Origin of the sequence: Bacillus sp. FSL R7-0685 (assembly GCF_038002425.1) — a bacterium.
Lineage (GTDB): Bacteria > Bacillota > Bacilli > Bacillales > Bacillaceae > Bacillus > Bacillus subtilis.
Genome location: NZ_JBBOCN010000001.1, coordinates 3,424,921 through 3,445,797 on the forward strand (window position 1 = coordinate 3,424,921; position 20,877 = coordinate 3,445,797).

Annotated in this window: 19 protein-coding genes; all 19 read right to left on the reverse strand. The window is 42.8% G+C overall.

What is annotated here, in order from left to right; all coding sequences use genetic code 11:
• Position 1: 1 nt before the first annotated feature.
• Positions 2-889, reverse strand: coding sequence for an RNase adapter RapZ (rapZ, locus tag MKY50_RS17870; RefSeq protein WP_003243903.1), 888 nt, complete (start codon positions 887-889; stop codon positions 2-4).
• A 24-nt stretch (positions 890-913) separates the two neighbouring features.
• Positions 914-1,390: an 8-oxo-dGTP diphosphatase gene (locus tag MKY50_RS17875; RefSeq protein ID WP_273796507.1), complete on the reverse strand. Its 477-nt coding sequence runs from the start codon at positions 1,388-1,390 to the stop codon at positions 914-916.
• 318 nt (positions 1,391-1,708) lie between these two features.
• Positions 1,709-2,659 carry a thioredoxin-disulfide reductase gene (gene trxB / locus MKY50_RS17880; RefSeq protein WP_003228139.1) on the reverse strand — a complete coding sequence of 317 codons (951 nt, stop codon included), beginning with the start codon at positions 2,657-2,659 and terminating at the stop codon, positions 1,709-1,711.
• Between the two features lie 205 nt (positions 2,660-2,864).
• Positions 2,865-4,274, reverse strand: coding sequence for a peptidoglycan DL-endopeptidase CwlO (cwlO, locus tag MKY50_RS17885; RefSeq protein ID WP_041333275.1), 1,410 nt, complete (start codon positions 4,272-4,274; stop codon positions 2,865-2,867).
• A 380-nt stretch (positions 4,275-4,654) separates the two neighbouring features.
• Positions 4,655-6,109 carry a tetratricopeptide repeat protein gene (locus MKY50_RS17890; protein ID WP_212060921.1) on the reverse strand — a complete coding sequence of 485 codons (1,455 nt, stop codon included), beginning with the start codon at positions 6,107-6,109 and terminating at the stop codon, positions 4,655-4,657.
• 125 nt (positions 6,110-6,234) lie between these two features.
• Positions 6,235-8,004: a multidrug resistance ABC transporter ATP-binding protein/permease BmrA gene (gene bmrA / locus MKY50_RS17895; protein WP_032726926.1), complete on the reverse strand. Its 1,770-nt coding sequence runs from the start codon at positions 8,002-8,004 to the stop codon at positions 6,235-6,237.
• A 164-nt stretch (positions 8,005-8,168) separates the two neighbouring features.
• Positions 8,169-8,528 (reverse strand): hypothetical protein, encoded by a 360-nt coding sequence (locus MKY50_RS17900; protein WP_085185647.1) that lies wholly within the window; start codon positions 8,526-8,528, stop codon positions 8,169-8,171.
• A 14-nt stretch (positions 8,529-8,542) separates the two neighbouring features.
• On the reverse strand, positions 8,543-10,450 hold the full coding sequence (locus MKY50_RS17905; RefSeq protein WP_273796509.1) for a DUF6792 domain-containing protein: 1,908 nt from the start codon (positions 10,448-10,450) through the stop codon (positions 8,543-8,545).
• Between the two features lie 5 nt (positions 10,451-10,455).
• The gene (locus tag MKY50_RS17910) at positions 10,456-11,178 is read right to left on the reverse strand and encodes a hypothetical protein (protein WP_015251145.1); all 723 of its coding nucleotides are present in this window, start codon (positions 11,176-11,178) and stop codon (positions 10,456-10,458) included.
• 384 nt (positions 11,179-11,562) lie between these two features.
• Complete coding sequence (locus MKY50_RS17915; RefSeq protein WP_341117047.1) at positions 11,563-12,258, reverse strand: lipoprotein YvcA; 696 nt, start codon at positions 12,256-12,258, stop codon at positions 11,563-11,565.
• Positions 12,259-12,388: 130 nt separating this feature from the next.
• On the reverse strand, positions 12,389-14,047 hold the full coding sequence (locus MKY50_RS17920; RefSeq protein ID WP_116315810.1) for a DUF2339 domain-containing protein: 1,659 nt from the start codon (positions 14,045-14,047) through the stop codon (positions 12,389-12,391).
• Between the two features lie 263 nt (positions 14,048-14,310).
• Positions 14,311-14,934, reverse strand: coding sequence for a bifunctional phosphoribosyl-AMP cyclohydrolase/phosphoribosyl-ATP diphosphatase HisIE (hisIE, locus tag MKY50_RS17925; protein ID WP_116315809.1), 624 nt, complete (start codon positions 14,932-14,934; stop codon positions 14,311-14,313).
• A complete protein-coding gene (hisF, locus tag MKY50_RS17930) occupies positions 14,931-15,689 on the reverse strand; it encodes an imidazole glycerol phosphate synthase subunit HisF (RefSeq protein WP_047183257.1) in 759 nt (252 codons plus the stop codon). Before hisF ends, hisIE begins: the two co-directional genes overlap by 4 nt.
• Positions 15,686-16,423 (reverse strand): 1-(5-phosphoribosyl)-5-[(5-phosphoribosylamino)methylideneamino]imidazole-4-carboxamide isomerase, encoded by a 738-nt coding sequence (hisA, locus tag MKY50_RS17935; protein WP_341117048.1) that lies wholly within the window; start codon positions 16,421-16,423, stop codon positions 15,686-15,688. The genes hisF and hisA overlap by 4 nt, the downstream gene beginning before the upstream one ends.
• Positions 16,420-17,058: an imidazole glycerol phosphate synthase subunit HisH gene (gene hisH, locus MKY50_RS17940; RefSeq protein WP_015251140.1), complete on the reverse strand. Its 639-nt coding sequence runs from the start codon at positions 17,056-17,058 to the stop codon at positions 16,420-16,422. The genes hisA and hisH overlap by 4 nt, the downstream gene beginning before the upstream one ends.
• Positions 17,059-17,643 carry an imidazoleglycerol-phosphate dehydratase HisB gene (gene hisB / locus MKY50_RS17945; protein WP_003243389.1) on the reverse strand — a complete coding sequence of 195 codons (585 nt, stop codon included), beginning with the start codon at positions 17,641-17,643 and terminating at the stop codon, positions 17,059-17,061.
• Positions 17,640-18,923 (reverse strand): histidinol dehydrogenase, encoded by a 1,284-nt coding sequence (hisD, locus tag MKY50_RS17950; protein WP_003228115.1) that lies wholly within the window; start codon positions 18,921-18,923, stop codon positions 17,640-17,642. Before hisD ends, hisB begins: the two co-directional genes overlap by 4 nt.
• On the reverse strand, positions 18,920-19,561 hold the full coding sequence (gene hisG, locus MKY50_RS17955; protein ID WP_015251138.1) for an ATP phosphoribosyltransferase: 642 nt from the start codon (positions 19,559-19,561) through the stop codon (positions 18,920-18,922). The genes hisD and hisG overlap by 4 nt, the downstream gene beginning before the upstream one ends.
• Complete coding sequence (locus tag MKY50_RS17960; RefSeq protein WP_014481016.1) at positions 19,554-20,729, reverse strand: ATP phosphoribosyltransferase regulatory subunit; 1,176 nt, start codon at positions 20,727-20,729, stop codon at positions 19,554-19,556. The genes hisG and MKY50_RS17960 overlap by 8 nt, the downstream gene beginning before the upstream one ends.
• Between the last annotated feature and the right edge of the window lie 148 nt (positions 20,730-20,877).

The following is a 20,877-nucleotide window of genomic DNA, read 5'->3' on the forward strand; positions in this document are numbered from 1 at the left end:
CTTATTTCCGGCTTCTCTTTTCAATGTCCCGGTGAGTAACATGAGTATAGTAATCCTTTTTGAAATAATCAGCTAAATTCTCGGCTAATGTCACAGAGCGGTGCTGGCCCCCTGTGCAGCCGATCGCAATGACAACCTGGCTTTTTCCTTCTCTTTTGTAAGATGGAAGCATAAAGCTCAGCAGATCAATTAATTTCTCATTGAACTTTTGTGTTTCATTCCACTTCATGACGTAAGAGGAAACCTCTTTATCCTTGCCAGTCAGCGGCCGCATGCTTTCGATATAGTACGGATTCGGCAAAAATCTGACATCAAAGACGAGATCTGCATCAATTGGAATACCGTATTTAAAACCAAATGACATGACATTCACGGTAAATGTCTCTCCTTGGTTTGTCGCAAAGTGCTTCACGATTTTTTCACGCAAATCACGCGGCTTCATGTCAGACGTATCGTAAATGATTTGAGAGCGGCCTTTTAATTCCTCAAGCAGCTCTCGTTCCAGCGCGATGCCTTCAAGCGGCAGGCCAGTCGCTGCCAGCGGATGCGAGCGTCTCGTTTCTTTATATCTTGTGACGAGAATGGAATCCTTCGCGTCCAGGAATAAAATTCGCGGTGTGATCCACGGATTTTCGGCCATTTCATCCAGCGCTTCAATCAGCCGGTCAAAAAATTCGCGGCCGCGCAAATCCATCACGAGCGCAACTTTGCTCATTTTAGAATTTGATTCCTTCATCAGCTCTAAAAACTTCGGAAGCAATGAAGGCGGAAGATTATCGACGCAGAAATAGCCGAGATCTTCAAAGCTTTGGATCGCGACAGTTTTCCCCGCTCCCGACATTCCGGTTATAATGACAAGCTGAATATCATGTGATTCACTAACACTCATCTTTCTCCCCCCTGACTTGTCTTTCTATTTGATGTGCTGCGGGTCTAAACGATAACTGAGCAGCTCAAATTCCGGTGTATACGTAAATGTGCCGTGCAGCAGCCCTTGTCCCTTCATCATAAAATCAAGGATATGGCCGTCTCCAGGGGCCATAGGCAGGTTCTGAATGTCATTGACATCGTGCCACTGCAGTTTGCCTTCCTCTGATTCTGATACATTTTGTCCTGTATAAGAATCCGCGACAAACGTAAACATCATCCACTCGGAGACAATGTGGTCACCGTCTTTAATAATAAAGGTAAAAACGCCTTTTAATTGAGGATTTATGATATAGATACCAGTCTCTTCTCTGTACTCTCTGATGACGGAGTCTCTGACTGATTCTCCGCTCTCCATCTTGCCTCCCGGCGCGACCCACCATCCGCGTCTCGGCTTTTGAAGCAGAAGAACTTTGTCATCCGTCTTAAGCACACAATTTGTCACTCTTTGCAAGTACGTCACCTAACCTTCGTCCTGTCATCGTCTCTTTATTATACCGCTTCAAGATGCCTCCCACAATGAAGAGACATTGACAATCTTTTCTTCTATTTTACAGCATATTCATTCCTTAATTCAGATGATTTTGCTGTAACTGGCATTCATCTTTTATTTATGGACAAAAAAAGGACACGGATAACTGGAGAATCCGTGCCAAAAAAGTGTATTCATTATAAAAAGGGGGTCAATTACTTTATTAATCATAACCGAAAAGCATTACACATGTGTTACAGCGGAATTAAAACCCAGTAACGTAATGTGAAACTCGTATGACAGCCCTTTTTATTTTAAGGTTTTCAGCGTTTCTTGAAGCTCTTCAACATAATGCTGTACGCTTTGCGCCGCAATACTTCCGTCTCCTGTAGCCGTTACGATTTGGCGCAGTGATTTTTCGCGAATGTCTCCGGCAGCGAAAATTCCTTCAACCTTTGTCTCCATGCGGTCGTTTGTTTCAATGTAGCCTTCTTCATTCGTAATGCCCAGATTCTCAAACGGTTTAGACAGAGGAAGCATGCCAATGTAAATGAATACGCCGTCTGTTTTGAATTCACTTTCTTCACCGGTTACCGTATCGACAAGCGTTACGTTACCGACTTTGCCGTTTTCCTCATGAATTTCCTTCACGGTTTTGTTCCATAGGAAGTCAACTTTTTCATTATCAAATGCTCTCGCTTGAAGAATACTTTGAGCACGGAGTTTATCACGTCTGTGAACTATCGTTACTTTTGAAGCGAAACGAGTCAGATATACGCCTTCTTCAACCGCGGAATCTCCGCCGCCAACAACGACTAGTTCTTTGCCTTTAAAGAAAGCGCCGTCACATACTGCACAATAAGATACACCGCGGCCGCCCAATTCTTTTTCGCCAGGCACGCCGATTTTTTTATATTCCGCACCAGCAGCAATGATGACAGCACGGGCTTTATATTCCTTTGAACCGGCTTTGACTACTTTATACTCTTTGCCGTCAACGACTTCTTTAATATCGCCATAAGCGTATTCAGCGCCGAACTTTTTCGCATGTTCAAACATTTTGTTAGAAAGCTCAGGCCCAAGGATACTTTCGAATCCAGGATAGTTTTCTACATCTTCCGTATTGGCCATTTGTCCGCCAGGAATTCCTCTTTCAATCATTAATGTCGATAAATTCGCTCTTGATGTGTATACAGCGGCCGTCATCCCAGCAGGGCCCGCGCCGATTATAATCACGTCATAAATTTTTTCTTCTGACACACTATTCACTCCTTAAACCATCTTTTCAAGTTTGGGCTCTTTCTTATAAGATAAGAATCCCCATCAAACGTATTCCTTACCCATATCCTATAAAATCTCATGGTGATACGCTATTTTTTTGCTCAACACGATTAAATGTATTCGAAAAGGGTATATGTTAATAAAGAAAGAGCCTTCTGTTTATAGAAGGCCCTTGTCATATTTATTATTGAACAACACGTCTTACAACGCCTTTAAATGCTTTTTTCCAGTAAGGATTGCTCATAGAGTCAACAGATACGCCATGAGATGTATTGTCGTTTAGGAAAGTACCGTTTCCTAAGTAGATTCCTACGTGTCCATTTGTTTTGTAAGTGTCAAAGAACACAAGGTCTCCGCGTTTCATTTCAGACGCGCTGACAGCTTGTCCTCTGCCAACTAACGTATCAGTAGTTGTTCCGCCTACAGGCCCAAGGTTAACACCTGCAGAAGCGTATGCCCAGCGTACGAATGATGAGCAGTCAAAAATACGGTTGTTGATATCAGATTGGCTGCGTCCGCCGCCAAACTTGTACGGAGATTGTCCTACAATGCTTGAACCAACGCTGATCGCGCCTTCAATTCCGCCAGAGTTGCTGATAACAGTTCCGCCTGAATTGCTGTTTGAGCCGCTGCTCTTCTTAGAAGATGAGCCGTTTGACGAACTGTTTGATGAACTGTTAGAAGAATTGTCTGAAGAATCATCAGATGAGCTTGCTTTTGCTGATTCAGTTGTCGCCGTTTGACTGTCATCTGTTTGTGTTTCATCAGATGCTTTTTGTGCTTCTTCCTGCTTTTTGATCAAAGCAGCCGCTGCTTCTTGTTCTTTTTTGATGCGTGCTTGTTCAGCTTCAGTATTTGCTTTTTGATTTGCAAGTTCAGACGCCTCTGATTTTAATTCAGAAATCGCTTTAGCCGTTTTCTTTTGGCTTGCTTTTGCTTCGTCGAAAAGCTTGTCTTTTTCATTAAGCTGTTTATCAAGGTCTTTTTGCATTGTTTCTAATTTAGCCAATGCAGCTTGAACTTCTTTCAGCTTGTCATTCAAATCCGCTTCAGAATCTTCGAGCTTCGCTTTATCCTGCTCTTGCTGTTTGATTAAATCTTTGTCTGCGTCCACAATAGATGAAACCGCAGTCGCACGAGAGATAAAGTCACCAAAGCTTGTTGATCCTAAAAGAACATCTATGTATCCTTGAGATCCGCCGCTTTCCTGTAAAGAACGAACGCGCTTTTTCAGGATTTCATTGCGTTTTTCGATGCGTGCTTCAGTTTCTTTAATCTCTTTTTTCAGTTTTTTGATTTCTTCTTTTGTTTTATCATTTTCTTCTTTTTTATCTTCGATCTTGTTACTTGTATCAAGCGCCTTAGCGTTAATGTCTTTCAGTTCTTTTTCAATCTTTGATTGATTTTCCTGAAGCTCAGTTAATTCTTTTTCCTTCGCTTCAATGCTGGAAGCAACCTCAGATTGCTTGCTTTCGATTTTTTGTTTCTTTTCATCTAATGTTTCCGCCGATGCAGTTTTACTTGTAAATGGGATCAAAAAACTGCTTGTCCCGATGACGGAAGCCAAACCAAGTGTAATTAAACTCTTTCTCACTTTTTATATCCTCCCTTTTACTGTGAACCTGTCCTCATTTGGAATCGTATTTTGAACATCAAGTTTCGTTCCTCATACTCTACGAGGAATGATGGTTGTTTATGGTTAATTATTCTGTGCATCTCTTATTCTGGTTGTATAGCGTTTATTTCACATCATATGTAAAAAACACTAATTCCTTATGTACGAGAATCATTATACCATCAAGTTTCGACAAATTAGCGATAAATTTTATTACATTTATGTTTCAAACAGATGTCAAGTCACACATCATTTGTCATTTTTCTTAAGCGTGCAAAAAAACTGTCGATATTATTTTCTCAATATAATCTATCCAACAAAAAAAGAGTCGATTAAATAAATCGACTCTTTAAAATTTACTATTCTAGAATATCATCAATATATTTCATATATTTCGTCAAAGTTGCCGGAGAGATGCCGAATCGGGTCGCTGTGTCTTTTTTCGTGTCTTGCTTGCCATGGGCTTCCTTCCAAATATAACAGATGGCTGCTGCCCAGCCTTTCTCATTCTTCAACGGAGCGGCTGCACGAATTTGCTGGATGACATGGAAAACCCAGCAGCTCATGACTTCTGTTTTCATCTCTTCTTTTTCAGCTTGCTCTAATAATTTGACCGTTTGATAAGCGAAAAGTGCATCCTCTGAAACGTCAGCAGCAGCAGAATCTCCATTCAGAAGCAGCTTTACAAAATGATTTTCAAAAGGAGCGGTAATTCTCTTTGAGCGTATCACCGCTTCAAGATGCTCCGTTTCTCCCTTTGTGCTGCTGATATAATAGGCTGCGAGACGCTGTTCCACAGATGAAGGAAGAGCTTCCCTCCGCTCAATCCAAGGCGCCGGGCGGTCTTCGCCGGGATATTGCGACTCGACTTTTCTCCAGATCGTCTCGGCAAAGTCGGTATGTCCCGTAAAATAAGCAGAGCAGGAAAGCCAGTAAAAGAAGGTGTCGTCACCTTCAAAGCCGGTTTTATATAATGATTTGAGCCATTTATATCCGATCTCGTAGCGGCCGACAAGTGCCAATGTAGCACCCAATTTATAACGCTGCTCCAATAGCATCGGATAGACATTGGAGAGCTGATCACTCAATTCCGCCACTTTTTCGTCTTCTCTTTCATAATAGTAGAAAACGAGAAGATTGCATAAGGCGTGAAGATTTCCTTCATTATGAGAAAGCACTTCATAAGCGGTTTGCTTCGCTTTTACAACGTTTCCTGAATAGAAATAGGCAAGCGCGAGATTGTTGTATGCTGACCAAAGCTCCGGATATTCAGCTGTGATTTCCTCAAGCGCCGCAACCGCTTCAGCAAGCTGGCCGCTTTCCAGCAATGACTTTGCCCGATCCTGTTTCACCAGCAGTTCATCCTGGTCATACAACGAATCCTCAATGCCGTCGTCTCCTAAATCGAGCAAATCAAGCAGACTATCGTTTTCTTCGGCGAATTCACCATCCGGGTCCGCATCAGAATAAGCGGCCGCTTCTTTATAAGCTTCCTGGAAGAGCCCCAGATGGGCAAAGTTATTCGCTTTAAAGTAATGGCACTCCGGCATTTCGGCCTCCAGATTTGCCATGATATAGTCAAGAAGATCGTTCGACTCTTGATACTGGCCCATTTCCGAATAAATGACCGCAAGCTGTGAAAGCATCTCTGAATCCTCCGGCTCCAAATGAACCGCGCGCTGAATCAGTTTGCTTGCCCGTTTTAGATTGCGCTCTTTATACGCTTTCAAGCCTTTATGAAAAAAATATTGTCCATCTTGAAGCAGCTGGACAATTTGTGCGTGATTTTTATGTTCAGAAGTGTGTTTTCCCACAACTACCCTCCGTTTTATACAATATTACCGTCAGTAGTATACCATAAATCGTAAGCCCCTCAATAGTTCAAAAGGAAGGATTGGGAAAATCCCTCCTCTTTTTTATTGGCTGATTCGACCAAAATTTACCCGGCTTTGTTTTCTAAGTCCGCATTCATTTTCAGCTGCTGTTCAGCAAAATCCCGGTAAAGGCCATGGGAAGCCATTAACTCATGGTGTGTTCCACGACCGGTAATTTCTCCTTTTTCAACAAACAAAAGCTGGTCCGCATCTACAACGGTAGATAGGCGGTGAGCGATAACAATCGTTGTGCGGCCCTCCATCAGCACCTCCAGCGCCTGCTGAACTGATTTTTCAGATTGGCTGTCGAGACTTGAGGTAGCTTCATCGAGCATAAGAATGCTTGGGTTACGGAGAAGCGCTCTCGCAATCGCGATTCTTTGCCTTTGTCCGCCTGACAGCATAATGCCGCGTTCGCCCACTTCTGTATCAAACTGATTCGGCAGCTCCTTTATAAAATTGAGCGCATATGCCATCTCCGCGGCTTTTTCGATCTCAGCATCCGTCACATCTCGTTCTAACCCGTAGCAAATATTTTCTCTGATTGTCCCGGACATTAACGGGCTTTCCTGTGATACATACCCGATATGCTCCCTCCACGATTCAAGCGAGTAAGTATCGACCGGCTCGTCCCCCAGCCGAATGGTCCCTGCAGTCGGAGAATAAAAGCGTTCAAGCAGCTTAAACAGCGTCGTTTTTCCCCCGCCGCTCGGACCGACGATCGCTGTCACTTTCCCTGCTTCAATGACGGCGCTGATCTCTTTTAAGATCAGCTGATCGGGCTTATATCCAAAAGACACGCGATCAAGCTGGATAGGCAGATGCGCATTTTCAATTTGTTTTCCCGTCACTGTATCTTCCTCTTCCTCTGCCAAGATCTCAATCATTCGTTCTGTTGCACCGATTGATTTTTGCAGCTGTGTAAAGAATGTTGTAATTTGGCCCATCGGCATAATAATTTGGAACAAATATAAAATAAAAGCCACGAGCGCTCCGGCCGTGAGCTCGCCTGAAGATACCTGCATGCCGCCATATCCGATGACTGCGACAAGGGCTGCCATTAACACGAGTGAGATAAGCGGGCCGACAAGTGATTGAACCTTAGCTTCACGAACGCCAAGCTTAAATAATGAGGAAATCCCTGTTTTCCCGCGGCCGTATTCGACATCCTCCGCATTTGAAGCTTTGACAAGTCTGATTTCCGGGAGAATTTGATTCAGCAGGCCTGTAAAACGGGCTGTTTCATCTTGTGTTTCCCGTGAAATGGAGAACATTTTCCGTCCAATCGGCACCAAAATAAGAGCGGCCAGCGGAACGACCACTAACACAAGCAGTGTCAGCTTCCAGTTCATAATAAACAAGATTGTCAATGATCCAATGACAGAAATGATGCCTGTAATAAATCCGCTGATATGGGTTGTAATCAATTCTTTGACAACCATCGTATCGTTCGTTACACGGCTGACTGTTTCTCCGGAAGCATTTGTATCGAAATAAGAGACAGGCAGCTTAATTAATTTCTTCCATAATAAATCCCGCAGCCCGGAAATGATTTTTTGTCCATTATAGTTAAGCGCATAGGTGGCATAAGCGCTTAAACCCGCCTGAACGAAAAACACCAGCGCGATCAAACCGATTTGCGTGCCTGACAGATTTGACATAGAAAAACCATCGACAAGCTGCTTCGTTAATAATGGAATGAGCAGGCTGACCAGCGTGGTTACTACACTGAGGGCAAGCGCAAAGGCGAGCTTTCCATAAGAAGGATTGGTCCGTCTTACTAAGGCAAAAAAGGGTTTCAATTTACTTTTAGATTTTTGTTTCTTGGTTGGCATATATTTTCCTCCTGTTTCAGCGTTCAGAAAGGTGAAAAGTCATAGCAAAAGGATGATTTTTACTCTTTCTCAATCATATCAATGGAGAAAGACTTTTTCAGTATATTTTTGCCGTGATCAAAATAAAAATCTCCCACTCATTGTTTGAATAGGAGATTTTTATGTTAGACATCTTTCACAGGCTTCTTTTTTCTGTAAGTCAATGTTACATCCTGCTGTCGCAGGTCTTCTATTATCATTTTGTACCGATCAACTTTTGCGGTATGTTCTTCTTTTATCATCTGAAGGGCAGCTTTTCGTTTTTCGCTTTTCGACTCAAGTTCTTCTTTTATTTTTTTTACAATCAACCCTTTTTGCCCTTTGATTTCCTCTTTTAATGAAGACTCAAATTTCTTTGTCAGGCTGAGAAAGTCGTTGATCGGTTGATTGAGGGTGCCCGCTTTCCCCTTCATTTCATCTTGGGTAAGAAACATATAGGTCGTTGATACAATTTCTGTTTCACTTTCTGAAAATAAGGAAGTCACTCTTCATATTCCTCCTAAGGCTGAAAATCAAATAACTGAGAAATCATTTCTTCTTTTTCAAACAGCTTTTCAATACTCTCGCGGATATTTTTGATAAAATCTCTTTTTTCTGTTGTCTGTTTTTTTAATTCAGCAACAATTCCATCATTTGCAGGAAGCGCACCTGTGTGGAATGATTCATGAACAGAGATTTTCTCCAATTTATCGAATGTGTGGCTGAAACCAGCTGCAAGCCGGAATTGAAGATCGAAGGCATAATGCGAAGGGTTTTCTTCCATATGATGAATAGCCGTGATGATCGCCTGCTTTTTGTCTATGAAATCTTCATCGATTTCCTGACTGTAAACCTTCTGGTACTTAGAAATCGCATCTTCCATATCTTCAACGATTTTCATACCGTTTTGATAGATTCTAACAGCGGATGAGAGATTGACTTGAATCGTTTCTCCCGAGCCGCTCTTCCCTGTAAAATAAATATCGGAGCCTTTATAGCTGAAGCCTTTTTCCTTTGACAAGGCGTTGAGCATTTGAACGATACTGTGGCCGTCGACGATAAGTTTTAGTGCGTCTTTTGTTTCTGTGTCGAGTGTTTTCAATGAGGATAGAATTGATTTTACATAGTCCACTATTTCACCAACGTCTTTTAAAGCTTGCATAAATTGGCCATGCTTTAAATGGTCAATGAATTGTTCGTACCGTAATTCTATGCCTCGCATACTCGCATTAATATTCGTTAATTCTTTTTTGATGACTTTCTTTTGCGTTTCATCAATATAACCGTTTTCAGCTAACTGATCTACGACCGGTCCGCTGTTTCTCAACAAGGTATGAAGAAAACCTAAAAACGACGGCAGTTCCTCTTTTATTCGGCCATACATTTGCTTAACATCATCAAAATGCTCATATAGGACACTTACTTTCTTTAAAGCGCCGTCTGTGTTTTTCACTTTTTCAATCAGGTCTATGTCTATCCCGCTGGCTGCCTTTATAAAACCGTTCAAGCCGTCTTTTTCATAGTCATCCTTATATTTTTGAAGGAATTTTTGAATTGACCTCACATCTTCGTCAGGAACCCCATCCATAATATTTCGGATGCCTTTTACACTTGTATTTGTATCTGCCATCTTCACATCACCGAATGTAATGAAATCGGCCTTGCCGCTGACTCCATACAGCGGGTCATCTTTTGAGATGCGTTGGGTGATGTTTGCTGTTACGCCTTTGTCTTCATAATATTTTTGGATTTCTTTTTTTAGCTTATCTGGTGGGATATCATTTATATCTTTTAAGCGTCTAATATGAAATTTATGCATTAGCCTATCTCTCAAATTCAAATCAGTTGCTAGCAGGTGGTCAACGCTTATTTGAGCTCCGTTAACCCCATAAACCTCATCAAATTCTCCGTCAATTAATTGAACCATCACCTGATTATTATTTGCCAGTGAGTGGCCCATAGCAAAGGTCTTTAAATCATGAGAATTCTCTGTTTCTCTTTTGGCATTTCTTACAAACTCTTTTGTCGCTTGGTACTGGCTGTCATCTATCCCTAAAAAGAGACCAAAGAAATTGTATGACCAGTCTTCGTTATCAGCACTCCCCTCTGAAATAATATGAAGTTGATTAACGTGTTGTTTATCATCCTTAATATAAATAGCTGTACCATCATATCCGGACTCTCTTATTGATGTATCTATTTTCGAATTTTTTTTAATAAGTTCATTAGATGTGTATATTTCCAGATTTTTTGGAAGATCTCGATGTGTTTCTTCTTTGTATATTCGACGCACCTCGACTTCAAAATCTGTTTTAGCTCTCTTTATTTCACTTTCAATATTAGAAGCAAATTTTTCTTTATAATCGTACTCCAAGTCAATTAAACGCAGCTTTACATTTTCATTTTCAAATATATTCTTATTTTCCATTTTCTCTATTTCTCCTTTTTAACTTTTAAAAAGGTAATAGAATCAATTATTTTTCGAACTTTTTTTTCTGCTTCTTCTTTCTTTAATGAACAAACCTCTTTACCCTTATAGCAAGAAAAACGAAAAGAATACTCTATTCCTAAATATTCCTCTTTTTTAGATTTAACATAACCAAAAAATCTATAAGAAAAATTATTCTTTTCATCCACATCATCAAAACTGCTTTTCTTTTGAGCAGAATATACAATTTTATCAGATAGCTCTCTTTCTTCGTATTTTCCTTTATAGCTATTTCTGCCGCTTACAATGTCAAGCATTGTATCCTTGTCATTCGCAAAACTTTTTTCTTGATGATAATCTAATTGCCCGTCATATTGAATGTTAGTTTTTTTATTGAAACTATCAAATACTATTGTTTCCTCATTTTCACCTTTACTTGAAAGATCAGGTACATACTCCCCATCCTCCGGAAACAACATCCTAAACCCTTTCAGCTTAGATTCAAGCAAATAATACCCTGGCTCCTCTTCTTTCGTTGACACCATGTACTCTCTCGTTTTTTCATCTTGAAACGCCGGAACTTGCGGCAGGTCTTTTGGATCCATTTCTTTTGGTTTTACGGCTTCTGTTTTATTGTCATTTGTGGTGTTTTTATCATTGTCTTGCATACTGCATCCTCCTGTCAGGGCAAGTAATAAGCTAAAGCAAATACATATGATCTTTTTCATTACGAACCTCCACGGGTTTTGTGAGAATAGAATTCTATTTTCATACCGAAAATAATCCTATTGACCTGGTTAATACGTGATTATTTTATCCTTTTCTATGTTACATCATGGTGGAATTTGGATAAATAGGAAATCCGACTTGGTTTTGATCTCCTTTCACTAACAAATCAAGCAAAACACCACAAACACATCAAAATACCTATTTCTTTTTTCATAAAATCGTTTATCATACGGCTCTTACTTAACCTCTTCATCTTTATAGTAGGTGAATCGAAACGAATACTCTATTTCCCTTAATTCTCTATAAGAAAAACTATTCTTTCCCTCTATATCATCAAAAGCCTTTTTCTTTGAGCAGATATCTCTCTTTCTTCGTATTTTCCTTTACATATCGCCAAAGGTAGTAGAGTTTATTATTTTTTTAACTTTTTCTTCATTGTCTTTCGGGTTTTGTTCACATGTATTTGCATTGGCGGAGCAGCTAAACATAAAAGAATATTCCATCCCTAAATAATCTTGTTTTTTCGATTTTATATAACCAAGGAAGATATAAGATGGTGTCTCTTCTTTGTCAAAGTTTTCTTGTCTTGAGGCAAAGTAAATATCTTTATCCTTCGTTTCTAATTTCTCAAAATCACCTTTGTATTCATTTTTACCGCTAATAATATCCAACATATTCTCCGGTTCGTTTATAAACGATTCATTTTGATAAAACTTAACTGAAGCATTCATTACTATATTCGTTTTTTTATTAAAACTATCAAAAAATAGTGACTCGTTTGTCTTTGAAGTTTCTGAGTCGGAATACTCCGCATCCTCCGGAAACAACATCCTAAACCCTTTCAGCCTAGACTCTAGCAAATAATACCCCGGCTCCTCTTCCTTCGTTGACACCATGTACTCTCTCGTCTTCTCATCTTGAAATGCCAGAACTTGCGGCAGGTCTTTTGGATCCATATCTTTTGGTTTTAAGGCTTCTGTGTTATTGTCTTTTGTGTTGTTTTTTTCATTGGTGTTCATACTGCATCCGCCTGTCAGAGTAAGTAATAAGCAGAAGCAAAGCAAGATGATTTTTTTCATGACAAACCTCCACGCGTTTAACTGATAGATTGTTACAACATGATTATTTAGTTCTATCCGTATTACAATATAGAATCATACTGAAAAAAGACCGCCGCGTTCTATCGGCAGTCTTGACCAGACATGATTGTTACTCTCTTTTCGAATAAAATACTCTGGATATAAACAGGCCAATGACTCCTAACAAGATGAATAAGACCGCTCTCCAAACAATGTCAATCGAAGCAGAATCTATTAAAATTATTTTGGCAAGTGTAATGAATAAAAAGATCAGCCCAATTCGGTTCCATGTCTTGTCTTTGGTTGCGTAATAAACAGCATACATCACAATGACAAATATAAACCATGACAGGGATACTCCTACGTTTACTGATACGCCGTCAATCCTATCCGACATCCATATGGATAATTTGCTGAAGAATACAAGCAGCAGTAATGAAACAGCGGACGAAACAACAGTTGTGACTTGTTTATAATGTATTTTCTTCGAATACAGATAGCCGCCAAAAAGTGAGCTGATCAGCAGCAGCCAAGAGACAATGCTGAGAACGTGTAATGAACGTGCCGGGTATTGTATGAGGCCGCAGGCTGCCTGTAATAATACAATCACTCCGGCAATGCCGATCAACCAGCTTTTTTTGCGGTATGACACGTAACACATCATGATTCCTTGTAAGGTGAATATGATGTACAGCAAGATCACATTTTCAGATAATGCATCCGCTGCCAATACATTAAAATAAATCATAGAAATGAGAAAAAACGTATGTTTGATTTCGGCAAATTCTTTACTTTTCCATAAGCTTAACAACAGGTAAAACACAAATGCAGCAGTATAAAAGACGTATAAGACTGTATCGTTTTTCATGTACAGGACAACCCCTGTGATGAAAACGACAAGAGCTCCGATTGTAACAGCTGTAAGATAGACAGCTTTTTTAAATTGGCTGTTCGATCGTAAGGCTGATAGAATCGTAATCGCCTGCTGTAGGATAAATACAGCAAGTGTCCAACCCGTCACCTGCGCATCTGTAAATGATAAGAAAGCAAAAATCGCTAATATGAAAGCATAGTTAGCTATATTCCATGCTACGCTGTACTTTTGTTTAACTGTCTCATATATTAAGCCTGCGAAAACCAATGACTCATATACATAAAAGATGTATTCATTTCCTTGTTTCCCGCCAAATAAAAAAGGATACAAGTAAACACCTGCGACGATAATCGCAATCAGTGTTTGTGATCGGTATTTCCTTGATATGTACACACCGCCCGCAACGCCTGCAGCAAGAAGGATCATTGTAAGCGGCGTTGGTATAATCTGGTACAGCATGTTACCCGCAAACAAAGAAACAATATAGACAATATTACTGCCCGCCAATAATGAACTGCCCAATACACTGGCATTTTTCTTATGTGACCTGCTACCGAGAACATATAGCACAATAGAGACAATAAGTCCTGCCCCTACCCTCATATATGCGTTGATCCAGCCTTTTTCTGCAGCTGCCACAAATGCCCAAATCATACCAAGAAGAAAAACAAAAATAAAGATCTTCGGAAGCCAATTTCCCGCCATGTTTTCTAAAGTACGGTTCTCTTTTCGCGGAGCCGGCGTCTTTTGTGGAACTTCGGTTTCCTTGTTGATTTTTGGGTGCTCATCCGTTTTGACTACTGTTTGTTCTTTCTTGCCAGCAGCGAGATTTGCGATCTCCCTTTTGACACTTTCCAGTTCTTGTTCTAAACGTCCAACTCTTTTGTTCAGTTCATCAATTTTTTCGTTCACCATTCTCTCCTCATTTTTCGAATAATTAGCAGCCGCTTTTTCATACTATGTCTTTTCCTCACTATCCTGACCGGTTTGTATAAAATAATCCTAAAGACCTGATATCCATTTGAGATTTTCATTCTAAGTCATGTTACATCACGGGAAATTTTTGTTAAATAGGAAATTCGATTGGTTTTTTTATTTCTTCTATTAGGACAAGACAAATGGTTCAGCTGAAACAAATACATAAAAAAGGAGCTGACATATGAGCAGCTCCAATCCTTTTATTTCTCAGAATGGCGTTTTTTCAATACGTCAAGCACATCATCCAGCGGCAAGGCTTGTTCTCTGAGCAGGACAAGCAGGTGATACAGCAGGTCTGCCGCTTCCCATTTGAGTTCCTCATGATCCCGGTTTTTCGCGGCGATGATGACTTCGGATGCTTCTTCTCCGACTTTTTTCAAAATCTTATCGACGCCTTCACGGAAGAGGTACGTGGTGTAAGCTCCTTCAGGCATTTCCGCTTGGCGTTCCGCGATTACCCGCTCCAGTTCGTTCATGATGCCGAATCGGTCCGCGGCCTGTTCTTCTGTTTGTTCCTTTGTAAAACAGCTGTAGCTGCCAGTGTGGCATGCCGGGCCTGACGGTTCTACGAGTACGAGCAGCGCGTCCTGGTCGCAGTCATACCGGATACCTTTGACGGCTTGCGTGTTCCCTGAGGTTTCTCCTTTATGCCATAGCGCTTGGCGTGAGCGGCTGTAAAACCATGTTTCCTTCGTTTCCAGCGTTTTTTCGTACGATTCCTTGTTCATATACGCAAGTGTCAGCACTTCTTTGCTTGCCGCATCCTGCACGATGGCAGGAATTAATCCGTCCTCGTTAAAACGCAGTTCATCTGCCTGTTTCATCTCACATTCACCCCGTACTCTTTCAAGTATGATTTCACTTCTTTAATCGATGTTTCTTTATAATGAAAAATTGAGGCGGCCAGCGCGGCGTCGGCTTCTCCTTTTGTAAAAGCCTCAAGCATATGCTGTGCGTTTCCCGCGCCTCCCGAAGCGATAACAGGGACGGGGACAGCTTCAGAAACAAGCTTTGTCAGCCTGTGGTCGAAGCCTTTTTTCTCACCGTCAGAGTCCATGCTTGTCAGCAATATTTCTCCTGCCCCGCGTTTGACGCCTTCTTTTGCCCACGCGGTGACCTCCCAATCTGTTTTCTTTCTGCCGCCGTGCGTGTAGACCTTATATGTGTCAGATTCTTTGTCATACTTGGCATCAATGGCAAGAACGATGCATTGAGAACCGAAAAACTCGGCTCCTTCTGCAATCAGCTCAGGGCGAAGAACAGCTGCCGTGTTCACCGACACTTTGTCCGCTCCGGCACGCAGTATCGTTTTCATATCACTGAGCTGATTGATGCCGCCGCCGACTGTAAACGGAATGGCAAGCTTCGCGGCAACCTGTTCCACAACGTCAACCATCGTCTTTCGTCCTTCGTGCGAGGCGGAGATATCAAGAAAAACAAGTTCATCCGCACCTTCCCGGTCGTACACTTCGGCGAGTTCAACTGGGTCACCGGCATCCTTCAATTCGAGAAATTGAATTCCTTTGACAACGCGTCCTTCTTTGACATCAAGGCATGGAATAATCCGTTTTGTGATCATTTGCACTTCACCCTTTCAAGCGCCTCACTCAGCGTAAACTGATTGGTATACAGCGCTTTTCCGATGATCGCTCCAGAGACGCCATCCTCCTGATAGCGGGCGAGAGCTTCGAGATCCGCGACAGAGCTGACTCCTCCGGACGCGATCACCGATTTCCCCGTTTCCTTAGCAAGCTCGACTGTGCTTTTAACATTGGGGCCTGACAGCATTCCGTCTGTCGCGATGTCAGTAAAAATAAAGACTTCCGCACCTTCATTGGCTAGCTCTTTGCCCAGTTCAGTTGCCTTAAGGGTTGATGTTTCCAGCCATCCCTCTGTTGAAACAAAACCGTTTCTCGCATCCAGTCCGATTGCAATTTTCTCGCCATATTGTTTCAGCATTTTTTTGACAAACGGAGGGTTAGAAACTGCTGAGCTTCCCAGGATCACCCGATCGACTCCTGCTGATAAATATTCATAGACGTCATTTTCGGAACGGATCCCGCCACCGATTTCGACTTTCAGGTTCAGCTTTTGCGTAATCTCAATCACATGGCGGTCATTCACTCTTTTCCCTTCTTTGGCCCCGTCGAGATCAACGAGATGGATCCATTCGGCACCCTCTTTCGCAAATAACTCAGCCATGTCGTACGGTGAATCGCCATATATCGTTTCCTTATTGTAATCCCCTTGAACAAGGCGGACACATTTGCCGTTTCTCATATCAATTGCCGGATATAATGTAAAAGCACTCATTTTTTCACCTTCTGTTCTGCTGCCATTTTCGTAAATTGAGTTAAAATAGACATTCCGACCGTGCTGCTTTTTTCCGGATGAAATTGGGCGCCGAAGACGTTTCTTTTTCCGACTACAGCAGGCACTCGTACACCATAATCGGCGCTTGCCAGAAGCGCGTTCTCCTCCATCCCGTCAATGTAATAGGAATGAACGAAATAAGCGTAGCCCTGTTCTGTTTTAGTCAGCAGCGGAGATTCATTATGAAAGGAAAGACGATTCCAGCCCATATGCGGAACCTTCAGCTTGTTTCCTTTTTCATCTTCTGCTTTCAGCCTGACTGCTTTTCCTTTTAACAGCCCGAGTCCTGAAGCGGTGCCGTTTTCTTCGCTTTCTTCAAATAAAAGCTGCATGCCGAGGCAGATCCCTAGAAGCAGCCTTCCCTCTGAGACCATATCGTGAATCAATTGATCAAGCTTCGTGTAGCGCAAATTGTCCATCGCGTCTCCAAATGAACCGACTCCCGGCAAAATGAAGGCATCAGCTTCTTTCAGCTCCTCCGGCTTTTCAGAAACAAAATACGGCACGCCGACACGTTCAAGCGCCTTTGAGACACTGTATAAATTCCCCATTCCGTAATCTATCACGCCGATCATTTACAGCATCCCTTTCGTTGACGGTATTCCTTTAACTCGCGGATCGATCGTTGTCGCTTCATCAAGCGCACGTCCCAGTGCTTTAAAAACGGCTTCAATCATGTGGTGGGTGTTTGTGCCATAATGAACGATGACGTGCAGGTTCATTCGAGCTTCGAGCGCCAGCTTCCACAAAAATTCATGTACAAGCTCCGTATCGAAAGTTCCGACTTTAGCAGCCGGGAAATCAGCGCGCATTTCTAAGTGCGGCCGGTTGCTTAAATCAATCACAACTTGAGCAAGTGCCTCATCCATCGGCACAAACGCCGATCCGTAGCGTTTGATTCCTTTTTTATCGCCTAACGCTTCGAGCAGCGCCTGCCCTAAGCAGATGCCGATATCTTCAGTCGTGTGGTGATCATCTATATCAACATCGCCTTTTGCGTTAATGGAAAGATCGAATTGGCCGTGTTTCGTGAATAAATCCAACATATGTGTCATAAACGGCACATCTGTTTTGATATCCGCTTGTCCCCCGCCGTCTATTGTAAATGCCAGTTCAATATCTGTTTCGTTTGTTTTCCTGACGCGTTCCGCTTTTCTCATTTAGAAATCCTCCGTTCTCTCGCTTCAATTGATCTGGCATGGGCTTCTAACCCTTCCAGTCTGGCAAAAGCCGCGATGCTTTCGGCATGTTCTTCAAAGGCTGATTGACTGTAAGAAATAATGCTCGATTTCTTTTGAAAATCAGTTACGTTTAATGGACTTGAAAATCTGGCTGTTCCGTTTGTCGGAAGCACATGGTTCGGTCCGGCAAAATAATCACCGACAGGCTCAGGGCTGTATCTGCCTAAGAAAATTGCACCCGCATGTTTGATACTGCCAAGCAAAGCTTCCGGAGACTGTGTTATGATTTCTAAATGCTCTGGCGCGAGTGTATTGACAGTATTAATCGCTTCCACCATTGTTTCCGCCACATATATACAACCGTAATCTCTCACTGAAGCTTCCGCTATTTCTCTTCGCGGCAAGGTTTTCAGCTGCTTACTCACCTCGGCTGAAACCGCCTCGGCCAGCGCCATGGAATCTGTGACAAACACACATGAGCTGAGCTTATCGTGTTCCGCCTGTGACAGCAGATCGGCTGCAATTTCGCTCGGAATCGCTGTTTCATCAGCCAGCACGACGATTTCACTAGGTCCGGCAATCATATCGATATCGACATCGCCGAACACTTCTCGTTTGGCAAGCGCGACATAAATGTTGCCCGGACCCGTGATTTTATCCACCGGTTCAATGGTTTCTGTTCCGTATGCTAACGCCGCAATCGCCTGAGCGCCGCCCATTTTGTAAATATCTTTTATGCCCAGCTCGGCTGCAGCAACCAAAACTCCAGGAGACAGCAGACCGTCTTTTTCCGGAGGCGTGACGAGAACGATTCTTTCAACGCCCGCTACGAGCGCCGGAATCACATTCATCAAAACAGATGAAGGGTATGCGGCCGTTCCCCCCGGCACATATACACCGGCGGAATCCAGCGCCGTCACTTTCTGCCCCAGCATTGTGCCGTCCTTTCTGTGATAAAACCAGGAGGATTGCAGCTGTCTTTCGTGATATTCCCTAATATTTTCGATTGCCTGCCTAATCACCTGAAGAAGACGTGAATCCAGTGAGGTGTATGCCTCCTCAAATTCTTCTTTTGTGACCAGCGGACTGTCTATTTCGATGCCGTCAAATTTCGCCGTGTAGCTGCGAACCGCCTGATCACCGTTTGCTTTAACATCTTCTATAATGGACCGGACCGTCTTTCTTTGCTCTTCCGTTCCGGCATCGATGGAACGCTTGAGAGAAAGCCGTTCCGCTCCGCTGATGGTTTTGATCTTCATTTTGCCGTCTCTCCTTCCACAACGAGAGATAGGCGGGATGCCATTTCGTCAATCACATCGTCTTTCATGCGATAGCTTACCGGGTTGACAATAAAGCGAGAGGTAATGTCACAAATGTGCTCCGTTTCAACAAGCCCATTTTCTTTCAGCGTCTGTCCTGTGGAAACAATGTCCACTATCCGATCTGCAAGCCCAATGAGCGGAGCCAGTTCAATTGAACCGTTGAGCTTAATAATCTCGACTTGTTCTCCCTGCTCTCTGAAATAACTGGAAGCCACATTCGGATACTTTGTCGCGATTCTTGGCGCTACTCCGCTCCAGTCTGTATTCGGAAGTCCGGCGACAGCTAAGTGGCATTTGCTGATTTTTAAATCCAGTACCTCATACACGTCGCGTTCCTCCTCCAGCATGACATCCTTGCCCGCAATTCCGACGTCTGCCACGCCATGCTCCACATACGTAGTTACGTCCATCGGCTTCGCTAATATGAAACGAAGATTTTCCTCCGGCACATCGATGATCAATTTTCTCGAATCTTCAAACTCCTCAGGGAGCCTGTAGCCTGCCTGCCTCAGCAGCCCTGCCGCTTCTTCAAATATCCGGCCCTTTGGCATCGCCATTGTGAGTAACTTACCCATTTTGCTCTTCCTTTCTGGCACCGATAAAATAAGTGACGTTTGCAAAAGATTTTGTCATCTGGTCGATATTTTCTATTCCCGATAAATCTTGAAGAACCACTTTGTTCCCTTTCATGCGTTCTTCATTCGCATAAGCGATGGCTTGTGCCCGCTGCTCTTTGCTGAAAATAACAGCGTCTATATCACAAGGTTCTTCTTTCATATGAAGGGCTTCAATCAGCCGGTCGATCCGAAGCCCGAAGCCTGTTGCCGGTGCAGGTGAATCAAAATGGCCCAGCAGCTTGTTGTAACGGCCGCCGCTTCCAATGACAAAACCGACATTCTCGGCGTACACTTCAAATAAAATCCCTGTGTAATAGCTCATGTGGCTGACCATATTCAGATCCAGGCGGACATTTTCCGTACATCCGTAATCCTCAAGAATGTCCCACAGCGCCTTCAGCTCATCAACCACGCTTTTTCCTTGTGCAGAATCGACGATTTCCTCGGCACGTCCGCATACTTCTATACCGCCCCGCAGTTCAAGGAGCTCAAGCAGCCTGCTTTTATCAATGGAGGAAAGCGGGAGAGACTTGACATGCTCTCTGTAGCCGACGTAGTTCTTTTCATATAAGAACCTCCGCAGCACATCAGCTCGTTCAACGTTCCCGAGCACCTCAACAAACAAAGCATCCGCAATGCCGGCATGGCCAATGGCAATTTTAAAGGATGCCAGCCCAGCGTTTTTCAATGCCCCGACGACTAAAGCAATGACCTCCGCATCCGCGCTCGTCGTGCCGTCACCGATTAACTCCACTCCGACCTGCTCAAACTCAGCCGGACGTCCGCCTTCACGCTCCTGAGCCCTGAATACATTTGCCGCATAGCCGACTCTTAGCGGATGACCGTGTTTCAGAAGCTTCGATGCCGCCACCCTTGCAATCGGCCCCGTCATATCCGGGCGAAGCACCAATGTCTTGCCGTCCTGATCAAGTAGCTTAAACAGCTGCTGCTCTTCAATTGCTGACTGGACGCCAACCGTATCGTAAAACTCCAGTGTCGGCGTTTCCATAAATTGATATCCCCATTTATCAATCAAATCGGTTAACGATCGTCTCACCTTTTTTTTCGTTTCGTATAAACCGGGCAGTGTATCTCTCATGCCGTGCGGTTTTTCAAACATAAACATCAACCCGAGCACCTCCGCTGTTATCTTATGAAGGAAAATTCCGAATCCTTTAGTTCGCTAATATGATAATATGTTAGCAGATGAAAGAATGAAAATCAACGCTTAACTTCAGTAAGGATATTTTTAGTTCAAATATCCTTCTCCTCAT

Coding starts and splice junctions, on each gene's coding strand:
- rapZ (WP_003243903.1), bottom strand. CDS start 889: ATGAGTGTTAGTGAATCACATGATATTCAGCTTGTCATTATAACCGGA.
- bmrA (WP_032726926.1), bottom strand. CDS start 8,004: ATGCCAACCAAGAAACAAAAATCTAAAAGTAAATTGAAACCCTTTTTT.
- MKY50_RS17905 (WP_273796509.1), bottom strand. CDS start 10,450: ATGGAAAATAAGAATATATTTGAAAATGAAAATGTAAAGCTGCGTTTA.
- MKY50_RS17910 (WP_015251145.1), bottom strand. CDS start 11,178: ATGAAAAAGATCATATGTATTTGCTTTAGCTTATTACTTGCCCTGACA.
- MKY50_RS17915 (WP_341117047.1), bottom strand. CDS start 12,258: ATGAAAAAAATCATCTTGCTTTGCTTCTGCTTATTACTTACTCTGACA.
- MKY50_RS17920 (WP_116315810.1), bottom strand. CDS start 14,047: ATGGTGAACGAAAAAATTGATGAACTGAACAAAAGAGTTGGACGTTTA.
- hisIE (WP_116315809.1), bottom strand. CDS start 14,934: ATGAAACAGGCAGATGAACTGCGTTTTAACGAGGACGGATTAATTCCT.
- hisF (WP_047183257.1), bottom strand. CDS start 15,689: ATGATCACAAAACGGATTATTCCATGCCTTGATGTCAAAGAAGGACGC.
- hisA (WP_341117048.1), bottom strand. CDS start 16,423: ATGAGTGCTTTTACATTATATCCGGCAATTGATATGAGAAACGGCAAA.
- hisH (WP_015251140.1), bottom strand. CDS start 17,058: ATGATCGGCGTGATAGATTACGGAATGGGGAATTTATACAGTGTCTCA.
- hisB (WP_003243389.1), bottom strand. CDS start 17,643: ATGAGAAAAGCGGAACGCGTCAGGAAAACAAACGAAACAGATATTGAA.
- hisD (WP_003228115.1), bottom strand. CDS start 18,923: ATGAAGATCAAAACCATCAGCGGAGCGGAACGGCTTTCTCTCAAGCGT.
- hisG (WP_015251138.1), bottom strand. CDS start 19,561: ATGGGTAAGTTACTCACAATGGCGATGCCAAAGGGCCGGATATTTGAA.
- MKY50_RS17960 (WP_014481016.1), bottom strand. CDS start 20,729: ATGTTTATGTTTGAAAAACCGCACGGCATGAGAGATACACTGCCCGGT.